The organism is Orrella marina (genome assembly GCF_003058465.1).
Lineage (GTDB): Bacteria > Pseudomonadota > Gammaproteobacteria > Burkholderiales > Burkholderiaceae_B > Algicoccus > Algicoccus marinus.
Genome location: NZ_CP028901.1, coordinates 1,997,785 through 2,014,035 on the forward strand (window position 1 = coordinate 1,997,785; position 16,251 = coordinate 2,014,035).

Annotated in this window: 18 protein-coding genes; 6 read left to right on the forward strand and 12 right to left on the reverse strand. The window is 53.9% G+C overall.

All coding sequences use genetic code 11. From position 1 onward, the window contains the following. Positions 1–39 precede the first annotated feature (39 nt). From DBV39_RS08960 to DBV39_RS08980, 5 genes are all read right to left on the reverse strand, one after another. The gene (locus DBV39_RS08960; protein ID WP_108621243.1) at positions 40–309 is read right to left on the reverse strand and encodes a 4a-hydroxytetrahydrobiopterin dehydratase; all 270 of its coding nucleotides are present in this window, start codon (positions 307–309) and stop codon (positions 40–42) included. Continuing rightward, complete coding sequence (locus DBV39_RS08965) at positions 306–1,559, reverse strand: MFS transporter (protein ID WP_108621244.1); 1,254 nt, start codon at positions 1,557–1,559, stop codon at positions 306–308. The genes DBV39_RS08960 and DBV39_RS08965 overlap by 4 nt, the downstream gene beginning before the upstream one ends. Before the next feature lie 20 nt (positions 1,560–1,579). After that, positions 1,580–2,008, reverse strand: coding sequence for a BLUF domain-containing protein (locus tag DBV39_RS08970; RefSeq protein WP_108621245.1), 429 nt, complete (start codon positions 2,006–2,008; stop codon positions 1,580–1,582). Continuing rightward, on the reverse strand, positions 2,008–2,706 hold the full coding sequence (folE, locus tag DBV39_RS08975) for a GTP cyclohydrolase I (RefSeq protein WP_108621246.1): 699 nt from the start codon (positions 2,704–2,706) through the stop codon (positions 2,008–2,010). Before folE ends, DBV39_RS08970 begins: the two co-directional genes overlap by 1 nt. 196 nt (positions 2,707–2,902) lie before the next feature. After that, the gene (locus DBV39_RS08980) at positions 2,903–3,403 is read right to left on the reverse strand and encodes a GNAT family N-acetyltransferase (RefSeq protein WP_227870874.1); all 501 of its coding nucleotides are present in this window, start codon (positions 3,401–3,403) and stop codon (positions 2,903–2,905) included. Between the two features lie 325 nt (positions 3,404–3,728). Here DBV39_RS08980 and DBV39_RS08985 point away from each other — a divergent pair, with 325 nt between their 5' ends. Then, positions 3,729–4,976, forward strand: coding sequence for a CaiB/BaiF CoA transferase family protein (locus tag DBV39_RS08985; protein ID WP_108621247.1), 1,248 nt, complete (start codon positions 3,729–3,731; stop codon positions 4,974–4,976). Then, complete coding sequence (locus DBV39_RS08990) at positions 4,960–5,760, forward strand: SDR family oxidoreductase (protein WP_108621248.1); 801 nt, start codon at positions 4,960–4,962, stop codon at positions 5,758–5,760. Before DBV39_RS08985 ends, DBV39_RS08990 begins: the two co-directional genes overlap by 17 nt. Positions 5,761–6,008: 248 nt before the next feature. On the opposite strand, the gene DBV39_RS08995 is transcribed toward DBV39_RS08990, so the two are convergent. Further along, complete coding sequence (locus DBV39_RS08995) at positions 6,009–6,458, reverse strand: DUF1134 domain-containing protein (protein WP_108621249.1); 450 nt, start codon at positions 6,456–6,458, stop codon at positions 6,009–6,011. Positions 6,459–6,684: 226 nt separating this feature from the next. Here DBV39_RS08995 and DBV39_RS09000 point away from each other — a divergent pair, with 226 nt between their 5' ends. Beyond that, on the forward strand, positions 6,685–7,779 hold the full coding sequence (locus DBV39_RS09000) for an NADH:flavin oxidoreductase/NADH oxidase (RefSeq protein WP_108621250.1): 1,095 nt from the start codon (positions 6,685–6,687) through the stop codon (positions 7,777–7,779). Between the two features lie 12 nt (positions 7,780–7,791). Here the strand turns inward: DBV39_RS09000 and DBV39_RS09005 are convergent, their stop codons facing one another. Next, positions 7,792–8,274: a YajQ family cyclic di-GMP-binding protein gene (locus tag DBV39_RS09005; protein WP_108621251.1), complete on the reverse strand. Its 483-nt coding sequence runs from the start codon at positions 8,272–8,274 to the stop codon at positions 7,792–7,794. 68 nt (positions 8,275–8,342) lie between these two features. Between DBV39_RS09005 and DBV39_RS09010 the strand changes: the two genes are divergently transcribed. Together DBV39_RS09010 and DBV39_RS09015 are read left to right on the forward strand one after the other, a co-directional pair. Further along, on the forward strand, positions 8,343–9,209 hold the full coding sequence (locus DBV39_RS09010) for an MOSC domain-containing protein (RefSeq protein WP_227870875.1): 867 nt from the start codon (positions 8,343–8,345) through the stop codon (positions 9,207–9,209). Positions 9,210–9,211: 2 nt separating this feature from the next. After that, entirely contained in the window at positions 9,212–10,165 is a 954-nt protein-coding gene (locus DBV39_RS09015) for a peptidoglycan DD-metalloendopeptidase family protein (protein WP_193853057.1), read from the forward strand. Between the two features lie 118 nt (positions 10,166–10,283). Here the strand turns inward: DBV39_RS09015 and phaR are convergent, their stop codons facing one another. The 5 genes from phaR to DBV39_RS09040 all read right to left on the reverse strand — a co-directional run bounded on the left by phaR (position 10,284) and on the right by DBV39_RS09040 (position 15,302). Then, on the reverse strand, positions 10,284–10,859 hold the full coding sequence (gene phaR, locus DBV39_RS09020) for a polyhydroxyalkanoate synthesis repressor PhaR (RefSeq protein ID WP_108621253.1): 576 nt from the start codon (positions 10,857–10,859) through the stop codon (positions 10,284–10,286). Positions 10,860–10,920: 61 nt separating this feature from the next. Further along, positions 10,921–11,658 carry an acetoacetyl-CoA reductase gene (gene phbB, locus DBV39_RS09025; protein ID WP_108621254.1) on the reverse strand — a complete coding sequence of 246 codons (738 nt, stop codon included), beginning with the start codon at positions 11,656–11,658 and terminating at the stop codon, positions 10,921–10,923. Between the two features lie 50 nt (positions 11,659–11,708). Further along, positions 11,709–13,277, reverse strand: coding sequence for a PHA/PHB synthase family protein (locus DBV39_RS09030; protein WP_108623195.1), 1,569 nt, complete (start codon positions 13,275–13,277; stop codon positions 11,709–11,711). Between the two features lie 163 nt (positions 13,278–13,440). After that, on the reverse strand, positions 13,441–14,205 hold the full coding sequence (gene pgeF, locus DBV39_RS09035) for a peptidoglycan editing factor PgeF (RefSeq protein ID WP_227870876.1): 765 nt from the start codon (positions 14,203–14,205) through the stop codon (positions 13,441–13,443). Between the two features lie 131 nt (positions 14,206–14,336). Then, positions 14,337–15,302: an RluA family pseudouridine synthase gene (locus tag DBV39_RS09040; RefSeq protein ID WP_108621255.1), complete on the reverse strand. Its 966-nt coding sequence runs from the start codon at positions 15,300–15,302 to the stop codon at positions 14,337–14,339. Positions 15,303–15,423: 121 nt separating this feature from the next. On the opposite strand from DBV39_RS09040, the gene DBV39_RS09045 reads away from it, so the two are divergent. Then, the gene (locus DBV39_RS09045; protein ID WP_108623197.1) at positions 15,424–16,224 is read left to right on the forward strand and encodes an outer membrane protein assembly factor BamD; all 801 of its coding nucleotides are present in this window, start codon (positions 15,424–15,426) and stop codon (positions 16,222–16,224) included. Positions 16,225–16,251 lie beyond the last annotated feature (27 nt).

Genomic DNA, 16,251 nt, shown 5'->3' on the forward strand with positions numbered 1-16,251 from the left:
ACTGACTCAGGACGCTGGATCATCCTCCAGAGCTTTCAGCTATCTGGTAAGGATCTGGTCAACGTTTCGTGCAAACTCAAAATCTCGCTCACTTAACCCACCAGCGTCGTGGGTCGTCAAGGAAATGACAACCAGCGAATAGGAATTACGCCAGTCCGGGTGGTGATCGAGCTTTTCTGCCAGCAAAGCAACCTGGGTCATGAAAGCAAACGCTTCAGCAAATGATACGAAACGAAGCTCACACGTCAGCCGATCGGGATTGCACTCGAGCTTCCAGCGCCGATCCAGCCCGTTCAATGACTCATTCATGCTGCGTCAACCTGGCCTTGATCCATGTTCATTTTCTGAATTTTTCGTTCTCCAGGCAGGAGCGCAACCGTGGCGACGGTACAGATCGAAATCAGTGCCATGAACATGAAAAGCGTGTCAAATCCAGTACTTTTAACAAATGGCCCAAGAATCCATACCGCCAGTGCACTCAACCCCAGTGACACAGTAAAGCGCATGCCTGCAACGCGTGAACGTATCCTGTCATCAACGTAACGCACGATCATGACATCAATAAATGGAATTGCCCCAAAAACGAAGATCATCACGGCAAGCAAAGCTGCGTACATAGTCCAGCCTTGCGAGACTGATACCAGCAACAGCAATGGAATCTGAACCAGCACAACCGTAAGGAATAAAGGTTTAACTTCAAACCGGTCCAGCAACCTGCCGACAATGACCTGGGCAAACGCGGCCACAGCATAAACAATGGCCAGCAATGTGCCTAGCATGGCGGGATCCTCGATTACACCCTGGAACCGCTCGACCATCAACTGCCCGTTGCCATTGGTTGTAAAGTTGTAAAGCAGATTGCCTGAGACTGCTGCCATGGTCATGACCAGCAACGCTCTGGCAAGCATCTTGCGGGGCAATTGCACCTTGGCTTTGGACACCCGCTTGGACGGGGGCTCTGTTTCTTTCGGGCAGGCAAGCAAAAACAGGACCCCGCATATGAACGAAATGATCGCCGGAACAGCAAATGCTGCGCGCCAACCGAACCACTTCACCATAAAGCCAGTGAAAAGCGCCGCAACCGCGACACCCATGTTTCCGGCCAGACCGTTGATTCCAATTGCCATGCCGGGCCTGGGTGAACGTTGTACCAACATCGGGATACCCACCGGATGGTAGATGGATGCAAACGCACCGACGAGCGTCAGCGCAAAAGCAATCTGCCAAGGTGACTGGGCAACGGCGGTCAACAAGGTGGCACCGGACATCCCGAAAAAGAACACCAGCATCATTTGCCGTCGCCCCCACAGGTCTCCAAGTCTGCCGGCCGGTAAGGCCCCAAGGCCGAACAGGATGAAGGCACCTACGCCATACGGCATCAAGTCCTCCCATCGATGCACGCCAAAGTCCACGGCAATGACCCCCACCGCAGCTGCAAAAATCAGTAGAAACATGTGATCGATCGCATGCCCTGCATTGAGTAGTAAACGAACTTTCAGGGACCAGTCCGTAGACAGGTCATTGTTCATGTCAACTGTCGCACTGTCAGCTTTTGCCATGGATTCGCCCTCCCCTTGTTTCAGGTTCGCCCAACAATTGATGCCGTGAGCATCAACTCCTCCAGCAATGCCAGGGAGACCTTACCGGAAACCCTGTACGGATCCAGTACCGGCTTCTCTGAGTACTTCAGAACCACTGACGTGTTGAGCTTGGCAAGATTGACCTTGCCCATGTTCCAGCCACCAAACCTGCGTTCAGTAATCTCCTCGTAGTGCAGCAACACTACTTCGCAGTGTCTGGAGTCCTGCAAAATATGGCTATAAAGCTGGTTGACCTCATGACGCCCGCCCTCAATCGCCTGAAGGTAGATGCCTCCTCCGTAGCACAGAATACCGGTGATTCCGCTTTCAGCGTTATAGGTCCTTGCTGACGCTACGATCGACTCGATATCGTCCTGAGTCGCCTTGCCGTTTACTGCCCGGCTGACATATAACAATCGAACCAGCATCACCGCTCCTCTTTCGGGATCAGCGAGAGAAATTCCCGCCGCAAATTCGCGTCTTTAAGGAAGCAGCCACGCATGACTGAATTAATCATACGGCTTCCCATATCGCGCACTCCGCGCCATGCCATGCAGTAGTGAGTGGCACTCATGACAACGGCCAGGCCGTCTGGCTGCGTCTTGTCCTGTATCAGATCCGCAAGCTGGACCACGGCCTCTTCCTGAATCTGCGGGCGGTTCATGATCCACTCTGCCAGACGCACATACTTTGACAGTCCGATCACGTTGGTGTGCTCATTCGGCATAACGCCAATCCAGACATAGCCGATCACAGGGCAGAAGTGATGACTGCAGGCACTACGAACCGTGATCGGTCCGACAATCATCAACTCGTTCAGGTGTTCCACGTTTGGAAACTCGGTCGTGGCCGGTTGTGGCACATAACGACCACCGAACACTTCCTTCAAGTACATTTTGGCTACTCTTCTCGCCGTGTCCTGGGTGTTGTGATCGCTGTCCGTGTCGATGACAAGGCTGGAAAGCACCCCCTTCATCTTGTCTTCGACTTCGTCGAGCAACAAATCCAGCTCCCCTGGGTTAATAAAGTCGGAAATATTGTCATTGGCGTGAAACCGCTTGCGCGCGCCTTGCAGCCTTTCCCGGATCACCACCGACATAGGTCGGCCCTTGTCCTGATCACTCATGCGTGCCACTTTCTCCTGTCGTGACTTGCGTAGCCACTCTCAAAACCACCAGCTATCCTAACCTGCACCAGTTCCAGTCGGTTTCGCGTTTCTTGAACAAACGCTGTGGCTCAGGATCTTATATGCCAGAAGGCGACTCTGACGACAAGCCCTCCACAAACCACAGGGCATCAACGCCTGGGGAAACAGTGTCTCCTCAGAGCCATTTCTGCATGAACATGGCAGTACCGGCAGTCGGATCGAGCGTATAGTCCTCGAACCCGAACTTCAGATAAGCCTGTCTGGCTGGCTGGTTCCCGGACAGCACTTCGAGCGTCAATTTACAACAGCCCTGTCTGTCCGCGTGAGCTTGCATGGCCTGCAACAACTGTCGCCCAACACCAAATCCCCTGAACCCTGGCACCACAGCAATATCGTGAATATTCATCAGTGGACGGGCCTTGAAGGTGGAATAGCCCAGGAAACCGTTGATTAGTCCTATCGCATCATCTTCTGACCACGCCAGAAAACTCACTGCACCGGGAAACCTCGCCAGATCATCGCAAAGGCGACTCTTCACCTCTGCATCTAGCGGTTCTCCTGCTCCCATCGGGTCACGAGAGTAGATATCAAGAACATGCAGGAGCGCCTCTCTGTCAGCGGGATCCTGATAGTTAACGAGCCTGGTTTCAATCATGGAAGTCAAACCTGTCATCATCTTTAAGCATCATCAAACAGCGAGTGTTTTATTAATCAATCCTTGTTCGCCCACATCGTCAGAACGTGGGAACAGTCGTCTTGACGCTCGCCGCATGTCATCATAGAAGGTTGTAACCCTTTTTTACGCCGTTGGCTGCTCGACACGTGATTCGACTCGCCTGACTGCCCTCGACCCGTAAACGTGCACAGAATTGACTCGCAAAACGGCCGGTTTGGCTTGAGCACTCGCAGTCAAATTTTCACCTATCCTGCCACGTCCATAGCAGGACGTGAAACTGCCATACGGAATTTCTACATTACTGCAATTGACACAGGAGCGATTCATGTCAGAACCCCTCCCACTGGAAGGTATCCGGGTAGTCGAATTTACACATATGGTGATGGGACCCACCTGCGGGATGATTCTGGCCGACCTCGGTGCAGAAGTCATCAAGGTTGAACCTGTCACGGGAGACAACACCCGAAAGCTTATCGGTTCGGGCGCCGGATTTTTTGCGTTCTTCAATCGCAACAAGAAAAGTATCGCTGTCGACGTCAAGAGCCAGGAGGGACGCGAGATCGTTCTGGACCTGATCAAGACGGCCGACGTCTTTAGCGAGAACTTCAAATCTGGAACAATGGATAAGCTTGGATTTGGTGAGCAGTCACTCAAGGCGATCAACCCGGGCCTGATCTATGTTTCACATAAAGGATTTCTCCCTGGGCCCTATGAGCATCGCACTGCGCTTGACGAGGTTGTTCAGATGATGGGCGGCCTGGCGTACATGACCGGTCCAGTCGGGCGGCCATTACGGGCGGGAACGAGCGTGAACGACATCATGGGAGGCATGTTTGGAGCAATTGGCGTACTGGCCGCGTTGCAGGCACGACACAAGACAGGTCGAGGACGCTCGGTCACCAGTGCGTTGTTCGAGAACAACGTCTTCCTGGTTGGCCAGCACATGATGCAGGCAGCCATCACAGGCAAGGCCCCACAGCCCATGCCTGACCGGATCAGTGCCTGGGGTATTTACGATGTTTTTACTGTCAAGGATGGCGAGCAGATTTTTCTGTCGGTCGTCAGTGACACGCAGTGGGAAATTTTCTGTCACGAGTTTCATCTTGATGACCTCAAGGCAGACACCCGGTTGACAACCAACAATCAGCGTGTACAGGCGCGGGACTGGCTAATGCCGATTTTGCGAGACTATTTCAAGGATGTCAGCGCTGCAGAGTTGAGCCGCCGTTTTGAGGCAGTGGGATTGCCATATGCACCCATCACCCGGCCAGTGGATCTGTTCGATGACCCACATCTGAATGCAACCGGCGGCCTGGCAGATGTACATCTTGGTGCCGATGCAAGCGGAACCAACCGGGCAATCAATACCCGGATGCCGTTGTTGCCGTTGGTCCTTGATGGCGTCAGACTGCAAGTGAGAGCTTCCCCGCCCTCGCTGGGACAAGACTCCGCCAGTCTGCTCGGCACGCTGGGATACTCTCAAGAGCAAATCGACGCGCTCATTCAAAAGGGTGTCGTGAAGCAGTTACCAATCGATCACGATCAAGGAGACAACAATGGATCTCAAACTTAAGGACAAGCATATCCTCATCACAGGTGGCAGCAAAGGCATCGGACTGGCATGTGCGAAAGCTTTCTTGTCCGAATCTGCGCAAGTCACCCTAGTCGCACGAGACCTTGCCACGCTTGAGAGCGTACAACGCGCGATGGTTATCGAAATGCCGGAAAGCAAGGGCCGGGTCGCAGTTTTCTCAGCTGATCTGCGAGACCCGCAATCGTCGATGGCTGCGCTTGAAAAATCCGAGGCGCGCTTTGGCCCCGTCGATGTGCTGGTCAACTCCGCTGGTGCGGCGAAGCGAACACCCGCAGCAGAGCTGACGCCTCAGATCTGGCGCGACGCACTGGATGCCAAGTTCTTCACGTACATCAACATGATCGACCCGGTAGTCAAGCGCATGGCCAAGCGCAAACAAGGTGTCATCATTAACGTGATTGGCGCGGGGGGTAAAACCGCATCAGCTGTTCACCTTGCCGGTGGAAGTGCCAACGCTGCATTGATGCTTGCGACCGCAGGACTAGCTTCAGCCTATGGACGTGAAGGTGTGCGTGTGGTTGGTGTCAATCCTGGTCCTACCCACACAGAACGACTACAGGAAGGTCTTGAAGCGACCTGCCGACTAGAAGGGATCGACATGGACACTGCACTCGAAAATGCAACAGCAAGAATCGCGCTCGGTCGTCTGGCCGAACCTGAAGAAATTGCCGATACAGTCGCCTTCCTGGCCTCAGACAAAGCCAGCTACATCTCGGGCGTGAACATCAACATGGACGGTGTTGCCGTTGCAAGTGTGGTGTAAGGCCAGGAGAAATCCAACAGGTGGGGGTAACTTCGGGAAAGCGGAGAAGCCACCTGCCCGGCAGCTGACTAAATAAGACTGGACTGCTAACGGAAAGCACCCGCAAAAATCAGCTTATCGGCAGGTTTGCCGCCAGAGCAACACTGGCCGCAAACCTGTCGAGTGAGAATCCACAAAACAGGCAATCAATCAATGCTGCATACTGTACCGGTTACGCGTGGGCTACGTAACGATTACTCATTCTCTACTTACTTCTTATCGAAGTAAACAGTCACGCCGCTGGCACCAATATTGAACTGCAAACCCTGCGTTGTGCCCTTGAGATTCATGATTACTCCGTTCTCGTTCTTGAGTGTCATGCCACCAACCCCACCACCAAGTGCAATGTTGCCATCAAGCTTGACGTAAGTGCCAGGAAAGTCCTCAACCCGTTTCATATCGAATACTTCTCCAACCGCGGCCATTTTCGACACGCCAATGTTGGCCCCCAGACTCAAACCGCCTAGCTGAAACGGATATTCTTTACCTTCGTAGGTCAACTTTCCACCACCTACGCTACCTCCAATAATCAGTCCAAACTGCGTTTCTTCGATCGAGACCTGGGCGACTGGCTGCTTTTTCTGCTCAGCGATCGCAGCGGAACTGAACGCCATTGCACTAGCGATCAGACCAGCCGACAAGATGGGTGCCATCTTCATTATGTAACTCCGGTATCAGGTTATCTAGCGCCACACTGGCACTATCTTCGTAGCGTACAGCAACCATGAACGGCACTCCAGATCTTTCTTCTTCAATGCGTGTTTGCAGGCATCGCTGTTGATGTGTTCCGCACCCGGGACATACCGCCGAGTGCTATCTTGGCAGAGAAAGCGTGATCAGCCCCAACACGGTGTGGGCTCACATTCTCACAGGAGACCTATTCGCATGAGTCAGCTCTTCTCCGACATGACACTCGGACCGCTTAAACTTTCCAATCGCCTCGTCATCGCACCCATGTGCCAGTACTCTGCCGATCACGGGCGCGCAACCGACTGGCACCAGATGCACATCGGCAATCTGGCCATGTCGGGCGCTGCCACCGTCATTCTGGAGGCCACTGCAGTATCACCTGAAGGCCGGATCACACCCGGATGCCTTGGTCTATGGGACGACCAGACCCAGCAAGCTCTGGTCAGACCGTTGCAGTTTGCACGCCAGCACAGCGACGCCAAGCTACTTATCCAGCTTGCACACGCCGGTCGCAAGGCTTCGTGTGCAGTTCCCTGGGAGTCCGGACGACAGCTCGATCCTGAACAGGGAGGCTGGCAGACAGTCTCTGCCAGCAATCTTCCGTTTGCCGACACCGACCGAGCACCAGAGACACTGGACGGCGCTAGCATCAAACAAGTATGTGAAGAGTTCAAGGCCAGCACCCGACGAGCATCCCAATTAGGCCTGGATGGTGTCGAGATTCATGCTGCGCATGGGTATCTGTTGCATCAGTTTCTCTCCCCTCTATCAAACAAGCGAACCGATGAGTATGGAGGTAGTCTGGAAAACAGAATGCGCCTGGTGCTTGAGGTATTCAAGGAAGTGCGGTCCGAAGCGCCACCTCACATGACAGTCGGGGTGCGTATTTCCGCCTGTGACTGGGTTGATGGTGGATGGTCGCTGGATGAAAGCGTGAGCCTTTGTGAACGACTCCAGCAACTGGGTTGCGATTTCATCGATGTTTCAAGCGGCGGACTGTCTGCATCGCAGAAGATCCCGCTAGGTCCCGGCTATCAACTGTCGCTGGCACACACCATTCGCCAGAAGACAGGGGTTACGACGATGGCTGTCGGCCTGATCACCGATCCATTTCAGGCTGAGCAAGCACTGGTGAGTGGTCAGGCAGATATGATTGCCATTGCGCGCGCGGCACTGTACGAACCCCGCTGGGGATGGCACGCTGCAGCCCGGCTTGGTGCAAAATTAAAAGCGCCCCCCCAGTACTGGAGAGGTGCTCCCGCAGGTCATTCAGACCTGTTTTTAAAGTGAGCAGACAGGCAATCAGTCGCGGAAATTGTTGAACTGAAGCGGCCGGTCAATGTCGACTGTTTTCATCAGCGCCATGGCCGACTGCAAATCATCGCGCTTCTTGCCCGTCACACGCAGCTTGTCGCCGTTGATCTGAGTGTCAACCTTAAGCTTTGCCGCTTTGATCGCTGCAATCAGTTTTTTTGCGTTGGGCTGGTCAATTCCCTGGCGGACTGTGACCGCCTGACGCGCCCCACTGATGTTTTCAACGGGATCGGCAATTTCCAGGCAGCGGGTATCAATTGACCGGGCACTCATGCGAGCGCGCAACACATCCATCATCTGTTTGAGTTGAAACGCGCTGGACGCAACAAGATTGACGACATACTCGTTCAACTCGAAACTGGCCTGTGTGCCCTTGAAATCGAACCGGGTTGCAAGCTCACGATTGGCCTGATCGACCGCGTTGGTCAGTTCGTGTTTATCGACTTCCGAAACCGTATCAAACGACGGCATGATCTTCTCCTGACAGCAGCATACAAAAAAGTTAACCTAGGCGTTCGACTCAAGAAGGAATCGGCAACGTGACCGCACCGACTAGCATTCTGACCGAGATTTTTGTCTATCCTATCAAATCGTGCGCAGCCGTGCCTGTTCAGACTGCCCAATTGACCGAGCTTGGCCTGCAGACAGACAGGCGATGGGTGATAGTAGACCAGACCGGCATGTTCCAGACGCAGCGCCAGATTCCGCATCTGGTATGGATCGAACCTGAACTGACTGATCAGTCCATGACGCTCAGAGCACCCAGTCAACCCGCCATCACGATCGACCTGGCTGACGAAATATCTCACACTCGCAAAGTCACTGTCTGGCGAGACACCGTCAGCGCACTGGACATGGGCGATGCTGCCGCACAATGGCTTGATGCTTTTCTTCAAGTCCCGGGCAAACAATTTCGTCTGGTGCAGTTTGATCCACGTCACCCTAGAATCTGCGATGAAACCTGGACAGGTTCGGGTGAAAGACAAAGTCGACATCCGTTCACGGATGGCTTCGGCTTGAACATTCTGTCCAGGCGCAGCCTGGACGACTTGAACCAGCGACTGGAACAGGCCGGCCTCGAAGCCGTTTCAGCCCTGCACTTTCGACCAAATCTGGTCATTGACGGCGTACCTGCCCACGAGGAAGACTCAATGTCGACCATCCGGCTTGACCGACCTGGTGGTCAGATTCTTCTCGAAATGGTCAAACCATGTACTCGATGCCAGATTCCCGAGATCAACCCCTACACCGCGATTCGCGAACCCCGTATTACAGATGTTCTGGCACATTACCGGCGACTGGAAAGAATGGATCATGCCATCTGCTTCGGGATGAACGCAGTCGTGCGTGAAGGCAACGGCCTGCTGCTTGAGCCTGGACCTTTTGTATATGACCTTGATTTCTAACCATGCGTGAACCTGTGAATCCGAAGGCATTCAATCTGGCCAGTTGTTACCCAGACCCCTCTCCACGCGCTGTCAGCCATGAGACAGACAACTCGCGACGCTCAAGTCTGCAAGTGCTACTCGGTTTGGGCGCGCTTGCCCTGGTCCCGGGCTACGCACTAGCGAATCAAAAGAGCAACATTCCTGCAAACTTGGCCCATCTTGGCAACAAAACATTCCCTGGTGGTGTTGCCCTCATCGATCTCGGCGCAAGCTCCGTACGTCCACAAGTTTTCTTCGAAGGCAAACCTGTGCTGGTTTTGCAACCCGCACAAACAGATCAATGGTGGGCCGTTGTCGGGATTTCACTTGCTACGGCCCCCGGTACACACGAAGTGACGGTTTCGTCTGCAGACGGATTGACGAGTCAGAAAACCTTTCAGGTTCGACAAAAGAAGTATCCTGAGCAACATATCAAGCTCAAAGACAGAAAGTATGTCAGCCCCCCAGCGCAGACACTGAAGCGAATCGAGCAAGAACTTGAAATGCAGATTGATGCATATCGATCCTACTCACCTCATCAACCCTCGAATCTGCTGTTTGACCCCCCCTCACCTGGCAGACGGTCGAGCCCATTCGGCTTACAGCGTTTTTTTAACGGGGAGCCTCGCAACCCACACTCTGGACTAGACATAGCGGCACCGACGGGCACATCCGTCAGGGCACCTGCAGACGGCACCGTGATTCTGATTGGCGATTATTTCTTCAATGGTCTGACCGTGTTTGTTGATCACGGCATGGGTTTGATCAGCATGTTCTGCCATCTGTCCGAGATAGAGAAACTGCCTGGCGACAAAGTCAGACGATCCGATGTGATCGGCAAGGTAGGGGCAACGGGACGGGTGACCGGACCTCATCTTCACTGGAACGTCAGTCTGAATGACTCCCGCGTCGACCCTGCTCTGTTTTTGCGATAAATCAGGCTACTGGATCGTAAGTACGAAATCTCTGATCAAGCAACCGATGAAATGACAGAAAAAAAGCCCCGATTCCCGGCGTAACCGCCTTCAATGCGCCCTTTATCGGGTCCGAACATCATTTATCCTTGCCGTCCTGACCATCTTGCGGTTTGGCTGCGGGGTTAAACGGAAACGTTCCGAACATTGCTCGCGTCTGATCCTGCATCTGGTCCTGCATCTGGACAAACATGGATTTACTCTGCTCGACGTAGTTGTTCATCATGTTTTGCAGCACGGGCGACTGCATGTTCATGAATTGAGCCCAGGCCTCGGGACCAAACTGCTGACCGTACAACCCTTTGGTCTGTTCACTCATGCGGTCCTGAACCTCCTTGAATGCCTGAATATTCTTCTCAAGGTACGCTCCCATGATCCCCTGCATCGCGTGTCCGTAAAAACGGATAATCTGCGACAACATGGCAGATGAAAACATGGGCACGCCGCCACTTTCCTCCTCCAGGATAATTTGCAGAAGGATGCTGCGGGTCAGGTCATCGCCACTTTTTGCATCAACAACCTTGAAGTCCTCATCATCGAGCACCAGCTGCTTCACATCGACCAGAGTAATGTAAGTACTGGTCTGGGTATCATAAAGACGACGGTTAGGGTATTTCTTGATAAGTCGCGTCTGATTCACTGCTTTTTCTGCCATGGTGCCTTCCTGAGTGTCTGAGTAGCCGGATGACTCGCCGCAGCGAGTCATCCCTTCTAGACTACCCCATATGCAAGCCGCCGTTAAGCGAGAAATCTGCTCCAGTTGCAAATCCTGCATCTTCTGACGCAATCCAGGCAACGATAGAGCCGATTTCCTCTGGCGTTCCAAGTCGCTTGACCGGGATTGTTGCCACAATTTTCTCCAGCACATCCGGGCGGATGGCGCGAACCATCTCCGTACCAATGTAGCCTGGCGAGACTGTGTTAACAGTGACCCCCTTATTGGCAACCTCCTGGGCCAGAGACATGGAGAAGCCATGAATGGCTGCTTTTGCTGTTGCGTAGTTGGTCTGGCCAAACTGGCCCTTCTGACCATTGACGGAGCTGATATTGATAATTCGTCCAAACCCGCGTTCGACCATCCCGTCAATCACCTGTTTGGTCACGTTGAACAGACTGTTGAGGTTGGTGTCCATGACAGCACGCCAGTCCTCCAGACTCATCTTGCGGAATACGCCATCACGAGTGATTCCGGCATTATTGACCAGTACGTCAACCTGCCCATGCTCATCAATGACTTTCTTGAATGCAGAAGTGGTCGAATCCCAATCTGCCACGTTTCCAACCGACGCGTAGAAAGTGAAACCCAGCTCTTTCTGTTCGCCAAGCCAGAGATCGTAGTCACGGCTCGGGCCGCACCCTGCAATCACTGTCATCCCTTCTTTAGCCAATCGCTGGCAGATTGCCGTTCCGATTCCGCCCATACCACCTGTCACATACGCCACTTTCTTGGCCATATTCACTCTCCTCATTCATACCCAACCGGGCGATTCATTGTTTTGGCCCTTCAGACTGCCCTGACTTTGACATAAGAACCTGGTGCAGGCTCCAGGACCGGACTGGATTCGCTCCCCTGTTCAACCGGGGCAGGAACCAGCTTGCCACTTTGTTCAGCCAGCCATTTGGCATACTCCGGCCACCAGCTACCAGGGTGCTCGCTTGCGGAATCAAACCATTGATCTGGTTCGACGCTGTTGTCGTGTGCATCGTTTGTCCAGTAGCTACGACGGTTCTTTGACACCGGATTGATCACACCCGCAATATGACCCGACGCACCCAGTACGAACCTGACATCCCCCGTGAGCAACTGAGAAGAAACGTAGGCTGTTTTCCAGGGAACAATGTGATCTTCTTTGGAGGCCTGAACGAAGGCGGGGACCTTGATCTTGCCAAGATCAACCGGCTGACCGCACACCGTCAATGCCTTGGGTTCACGCAAGCGATTCTCCAGATAGGTGTGGCGGAAATACCAGGAAAAGAATGGGCCTGGTAAATTGGTGCTGTCGCTATTCCAGTAGAGAAGGTCGAAAGGCATGGGTGTCTCACCCTTGAGATAGTTCGACACCACGTAGTTCCAGACTAGTTCGTTCGGCCGCAGGAACGAGAATGTTGTGGATAACTCTCTGCCAGTCATCAAGCCACCCTGCCCGATCTGTGACTCGCGAATCTTGGCATGCGACTCGTTGGCAAAAACACCTAGCGTGCCCGTGTCACAAAAATCCAGCATAGTGGCAAGCAAGGTCAGGGAGGCGACACGACTCTGACGCCGTGAGGCTGCAACGGCCAAGGCAGTTGATAACATGGTTCCACCGACGCAGAACCCGAGAACATTAATCTTTGGCTGACCACTGATCTCACGCACCAAGTCAATCGCGTTCAGCACGCCATCCTCGACGTAGTCATCCCAGGTCGCTTTCTCGATGCCATCAGTGTCCTCTGGCAACGGGTTGCGCCAGGAAGTCACGAACACGGTAAACCCCTGCGAGACGATGTACTCGATCAACGAATTGCCCGGTTGAAGGTCGAGAATGTAGTACTTGTTGATGCACGGTGGCACCATCAGCAAAGGGCGCTGATAAACCTGCTGTGTTTGCGGCTTGTACTGGATCAGCTCAAAATACTCGTTGCGATACACAATCGATCCGGGAGTGATCGCAAGATTCTCGCCGACAGCAAACTTGCTCTCGTCGGTCTGGGTAATCCGACCCTTTGCGAGGTCGTTCATGAAGTTCTGAATACCGGAGTGCAACGACTGACCGCCCGTTTCCAGCAGTAACTTCTGTGCTTCCGGATTGGTCGCCAGAAAATTGGCTGGCGACATTGCGTCCACCCACTGGCTGACAGAGAAACCGAGCTGCTCCTTGACCTCTTCTGGTACTGCAGCCGCCTTGACCATCTGCTTCATGGCATCACTGGAGAGCAGGTACATGTGGGCCATCATGAGGTGCGCCGGACTCTCTTTCCACGCGTCGGACTTGAATCGGCGGTCCTTGATCTGCGGCATCGCCCCATTTGCAGCAGACTCGGAAAGCGCTTTCCAGTTCTCCATAAACTGAGCCTGCAACTGCCCGAGCATATGTTGGTCGAACTCTGGCGCGTGTCCCCATAGTTTGCAAAAGTTGTTCGTCACAGCACCCCCAAAATGCAACATAAATTCAGATACCCTTAATCTGATCTATCCGCCCGATCTTGTCAACGGTATTTACCCAATGTGACATTAAGGGTTGAACATGACACAGTCATGTCTCAATCCATGCCAGCGTGGCAATTCTCCCTGTCTGTCCATCACGACGGTAACTGAAGAAGCGATTATCTGGATCGCCCATCGTACAAAGACCGCACCATTGAACATCGCATGCACCCAGTTGCAGCAACTGCCAGCGTGCAATGCCTGGCAGGTCTGCCAGCCACTTGCCTTGTTGCGAACTGTCCCTGCGAAAAAATTTTTCAAGCCGGCCGTCGATCTCGAGAAACGTTTCTCGCACTTCTGGTCCGATCTGGAACGCATCAGGGCCAATGCCCGGACCGATCCATGCATGGATTCTTGATTGACCATCGGTTCGCATTGCCATCTCCTGAACAGTATGTGCGAGGACACCTCTTGCAAGTCCCCGCCACCCTGCGTGAGCAACACCGAGGATCCGGTTCCGGGTGTCCGCCAGGACAACGGGCATGCAGTCGGCGGTCAAGATGGCTAGCACCTGTCGAGTGCGTGTAGTAACAGCCGCGTCAGCCGTCACTGGTTCCTGATCAGACTGCACACGATCCGCCTGCAGCACGTCGACCCCATGCACCTGGTTCAACCAGACCGGATTCGCGGGCAGCACACCAGCCAGGCTCAGTCGATTGGACTGAACTGCCGCAGGATCATCACCTACGTGAATACCAAGATTCAGAGAGTCAAATGGCGGACGGCTGTGTCCGCCGAATCGGGTAGTCGTCAAAGCACGAACACCTGACCCAAGACCAGTCGCCCAGATAATCCGGTTGTCTTGTGCTGGCACCAGGGATGCAGCAAGGGGTGTTGTTTGAATGCTCGCTTGAACAGGTTTCAGATGAATCTCCTTCGGGCAATACAACAAGCTCGACCATGAACAGATCGCGGCTTGCAATTCAGTACATCAAGACTGCCGTATCAAGTCGCCTTCCAGTGTGCCTGACCCAGGAAACGCTCCATATCCGCAGGCAATGGCGACTCGAAACTCTGTTTCTGCTGGCTGACCGGATCCTCAAACGACAGCTTGCGAGCATGAAGCATCTGACGACAGGCTGTCCCAAGTTCCCGACCGCCATACAGGACATCGGCTACCAGCGGGTGTCCGAGACTGGCCAGATGAACTCTGATCTGGTGGGTGCGCCCAGTATGCAGTGCGCACTGAACCTGACTGACGTCAACGCCATCGGCTTGTCCGGTGCGCTCGACCGCATAATCGGTGATTGCCTCCTTCGGGGCGATCGGACGTTGCACGGTCATACGAACCGCGACTCTCGCATCTCTGCCAATCGGACGATCAACTCTGCCGGTTAAAGGAATCAGATGACCATGGGTGATGGCAAGATACTGGCGACTCACCGTTCTGGCTTGTAACTGGCGAACGAGGCTTGTCTGCGAAATATCAGTCCGGGCGACCACCATCAGGCCGGATGTGTCCTTGTCCAGACGGTGCACGATTCCTGCTCTTGCCACACCTGCGAGTTCCGGGTACCGGAAAAGCAGTCCGTTAAGTAACGTGTGACTCCAGTTCCCTGCGCCCGGATGCACCACCAGCCCGGCAGGCTTGTTGACGACTATCCATTGCTCTTGCTCCTGGACAACTTCAAACTCGACGGGTTGAGGTGTGTAGGCGCTCTCCTGTTCGCAAGCCTGAGGTGTCACCGTCAAGACATCCCCTCCTGATACCGGGAACCTGGAACGTGTCTGCACCACGCCGTTGACACGCACGTGTCCCGACTCAATCCAGGTCTGCAGTCTCGCACGCGAATGCTCGTTCAGAAGCAGGGACAGCTGTTTGTCAAGCCGAACGCCCAGGACATCGCTGGGCACTTCGAGCTCGATGGAAAACTCGTCGGATAAATCCTCGGGATGGGAACTATCGTGCATAGAATGTTAAGGTTCTATAATTCATTCCGAATGCTAACACTAGGGATCCCTGCGTGACTTCGACTTCGACTGTGACATCGACTCTGTCTTATCTGGATCTGCGGGCTTGCGCCTGTCCCGGCTGCTCTGCGCCGTCTGTCTTTCAGCTGCGATTCTGTTAGTGGCCGGCTGCGCTTCCACAACGGAGGAATTTGATCCGACCGCGGGATGGTCCGTCGAGAAGCTTTATCAGGATGGCAGTACTGAAATGAACGCCGGAAACTGGACGACTGCCGGACAGCGCTTCATGGCCGTTGAAGCACGCTATCCTTTTGGCCCGTACGCACAGCAATCACTGATGAACCTTGCGTATGTGCAGTGGAAAGAAGGGGAACCCGAAGCAGCATTAGCCACTGTCAACAGGTTCATGCAACAGTACCCGAACCACCCCGGCAGTGATTACATGCTGTTTCTGCGTGGGTTGATTCTCTTCACTCCACCCAGTGCTGTTCTTTCTTTCATGACCCAGCAAGATCCTGCAGAGCGGGATCCTGATGCGTTGCGTCAGTCATACGAAGCATTCAACGAACTCATTACACGCTATCCGAACAGCCGGTACGCCGATGATGCGCGCCGCCGCATGAACTGGCTCGTGAACACCATGGCAGAGCATCAGCTGCACACAGCCAAGTTCTACTTCGAACGCAAGGCGTATGTTGCCGCAATCAACCGGGCCCAGACTGTTATCACGGATTTTGAAGGGGTTCCCGCTTCCGAGCAGGCACTCTACATCATGATGATGTCGTACAAAGCGTTAGGCATGGACGAGTTAGCAGGTGATTCAGAACGTGTTCTGCTGCAGAACTTCCCCGACACTTCGTTGATAGCGAATGGTCTGCCAGGCAAGCAATACAGCCCCTGGAATCCCTTACGCTACATCTAGTCACGATTGAAACGCCTGACTTCTGGG

Excerpts from the sequence above, each read along its gene's own strand:
- DBV39_RS08960 (WP_108621243.1), bottom strand. The coding sequence starts at position 309 with ATGAATGAGTCATTGAACGGGCTGGATCGGCGCTGGAAGCTCGAGTGC.
- DBV39_RS08965 (WP_108621244.1), bottom strand. The coding sequence starts at position 1,559 with ATGGCAAAAGCTGACAGTGCGACAGTTGACATGAACAATGACCTGTCT.
- DBV39_RS08970 (WP_108621245.1), bottom strand. The coding sequence starts at position 2,008 with ATGCTGGTTCGATTGTTATATGTCAGCCGGGCAGTAAACGGCAAGGCG.
- folE (WP_108621246.1), bottom strand. The coding sequence starts at position 2,706 with ATGAGTGATCAGGACAAGGGCCGACCTATGTCGGTGGTGATCCGGGAA.
- DBV39_RS08980 (WP_227870874.1), bottom strand. The coding sequence starts at position 3,403 with ATGATGACAGGTTTGACTTCCATGATTGAAACCAGGCTCGTTAACTAT.
- DBV39_RS08985 (WP_108621247.1), top strand. The coding sequence starts at position 3,729 with ATGTCAGAACCCCTCCCACTGGAAGGTATCCGGGTAGTCGAATTTACA.
- DBV39_RS08990 (WP_108621248.1), top strand. The coding sequence starts at position 4,960 with ATGGATCTCAAACTTAAGGACAAGCATATCCTCATCACAGGTGGCAGC.
- DBV39_RS08995 (WP_108621249.1), bottom strand. The coding sequence starts at position 6,458 with ATGAAGATGGCACCCATCTTGTCGGCTGGTCTGATCGCTAGTGCAATG.
- DBV39_RS09000 (WP_108621250.1), top strand. The coding sequence starts at position 6,685 with ATGAGTCAGCTCTTCTCCGACATGACACTCGGACCGCTTAAACTTTCC.
- DBV39_RS09005 (WP_108621251.1), bottom strand. The coding sequence starts at position 8,274 with ATGCCGTCGTTTGATACGGTTTCGGAAGTCGATAAACACGAACTGACC.
- DBV39_RS09015 (WP_193853057.1), top strand. The coding sequence starts at position 9,212 with ATGCGTGAACCTGTGAATCCGAAGGCATTCAATCTGGCCAGTTGTTAC.
- phaR (WP_108621253.1), bottom strand. The coding sequence starts at position 10,859 with ATGGCAGAAAAAGCAGTGAATCAGACGCGACTTATCAAGAAATACCCT.
- phbB (WP_108621254.1), bottom strand. The coding sequence starts at position 11,658 with ATGGCCAAGAAAGTGGCGTATGTGACAGGTGGTATGGGCGGAATCGGA.
- DBV39_RS09030 (WP_108623195.1), bottom strand. The coding sequence starts at position 13,277 with ATGCTCGGGCAGTTGCAGGCTCAGTTTATGGAGAACTGGAAAGCGCTT.
- DBV39_RS09040 (WP_108621255.1), bottom strand. The coding sequence starts at position 15,302 with ATGCACGATAGTTCCCATCCCGAGGATTTATCCGACGAGTTTTCCATC.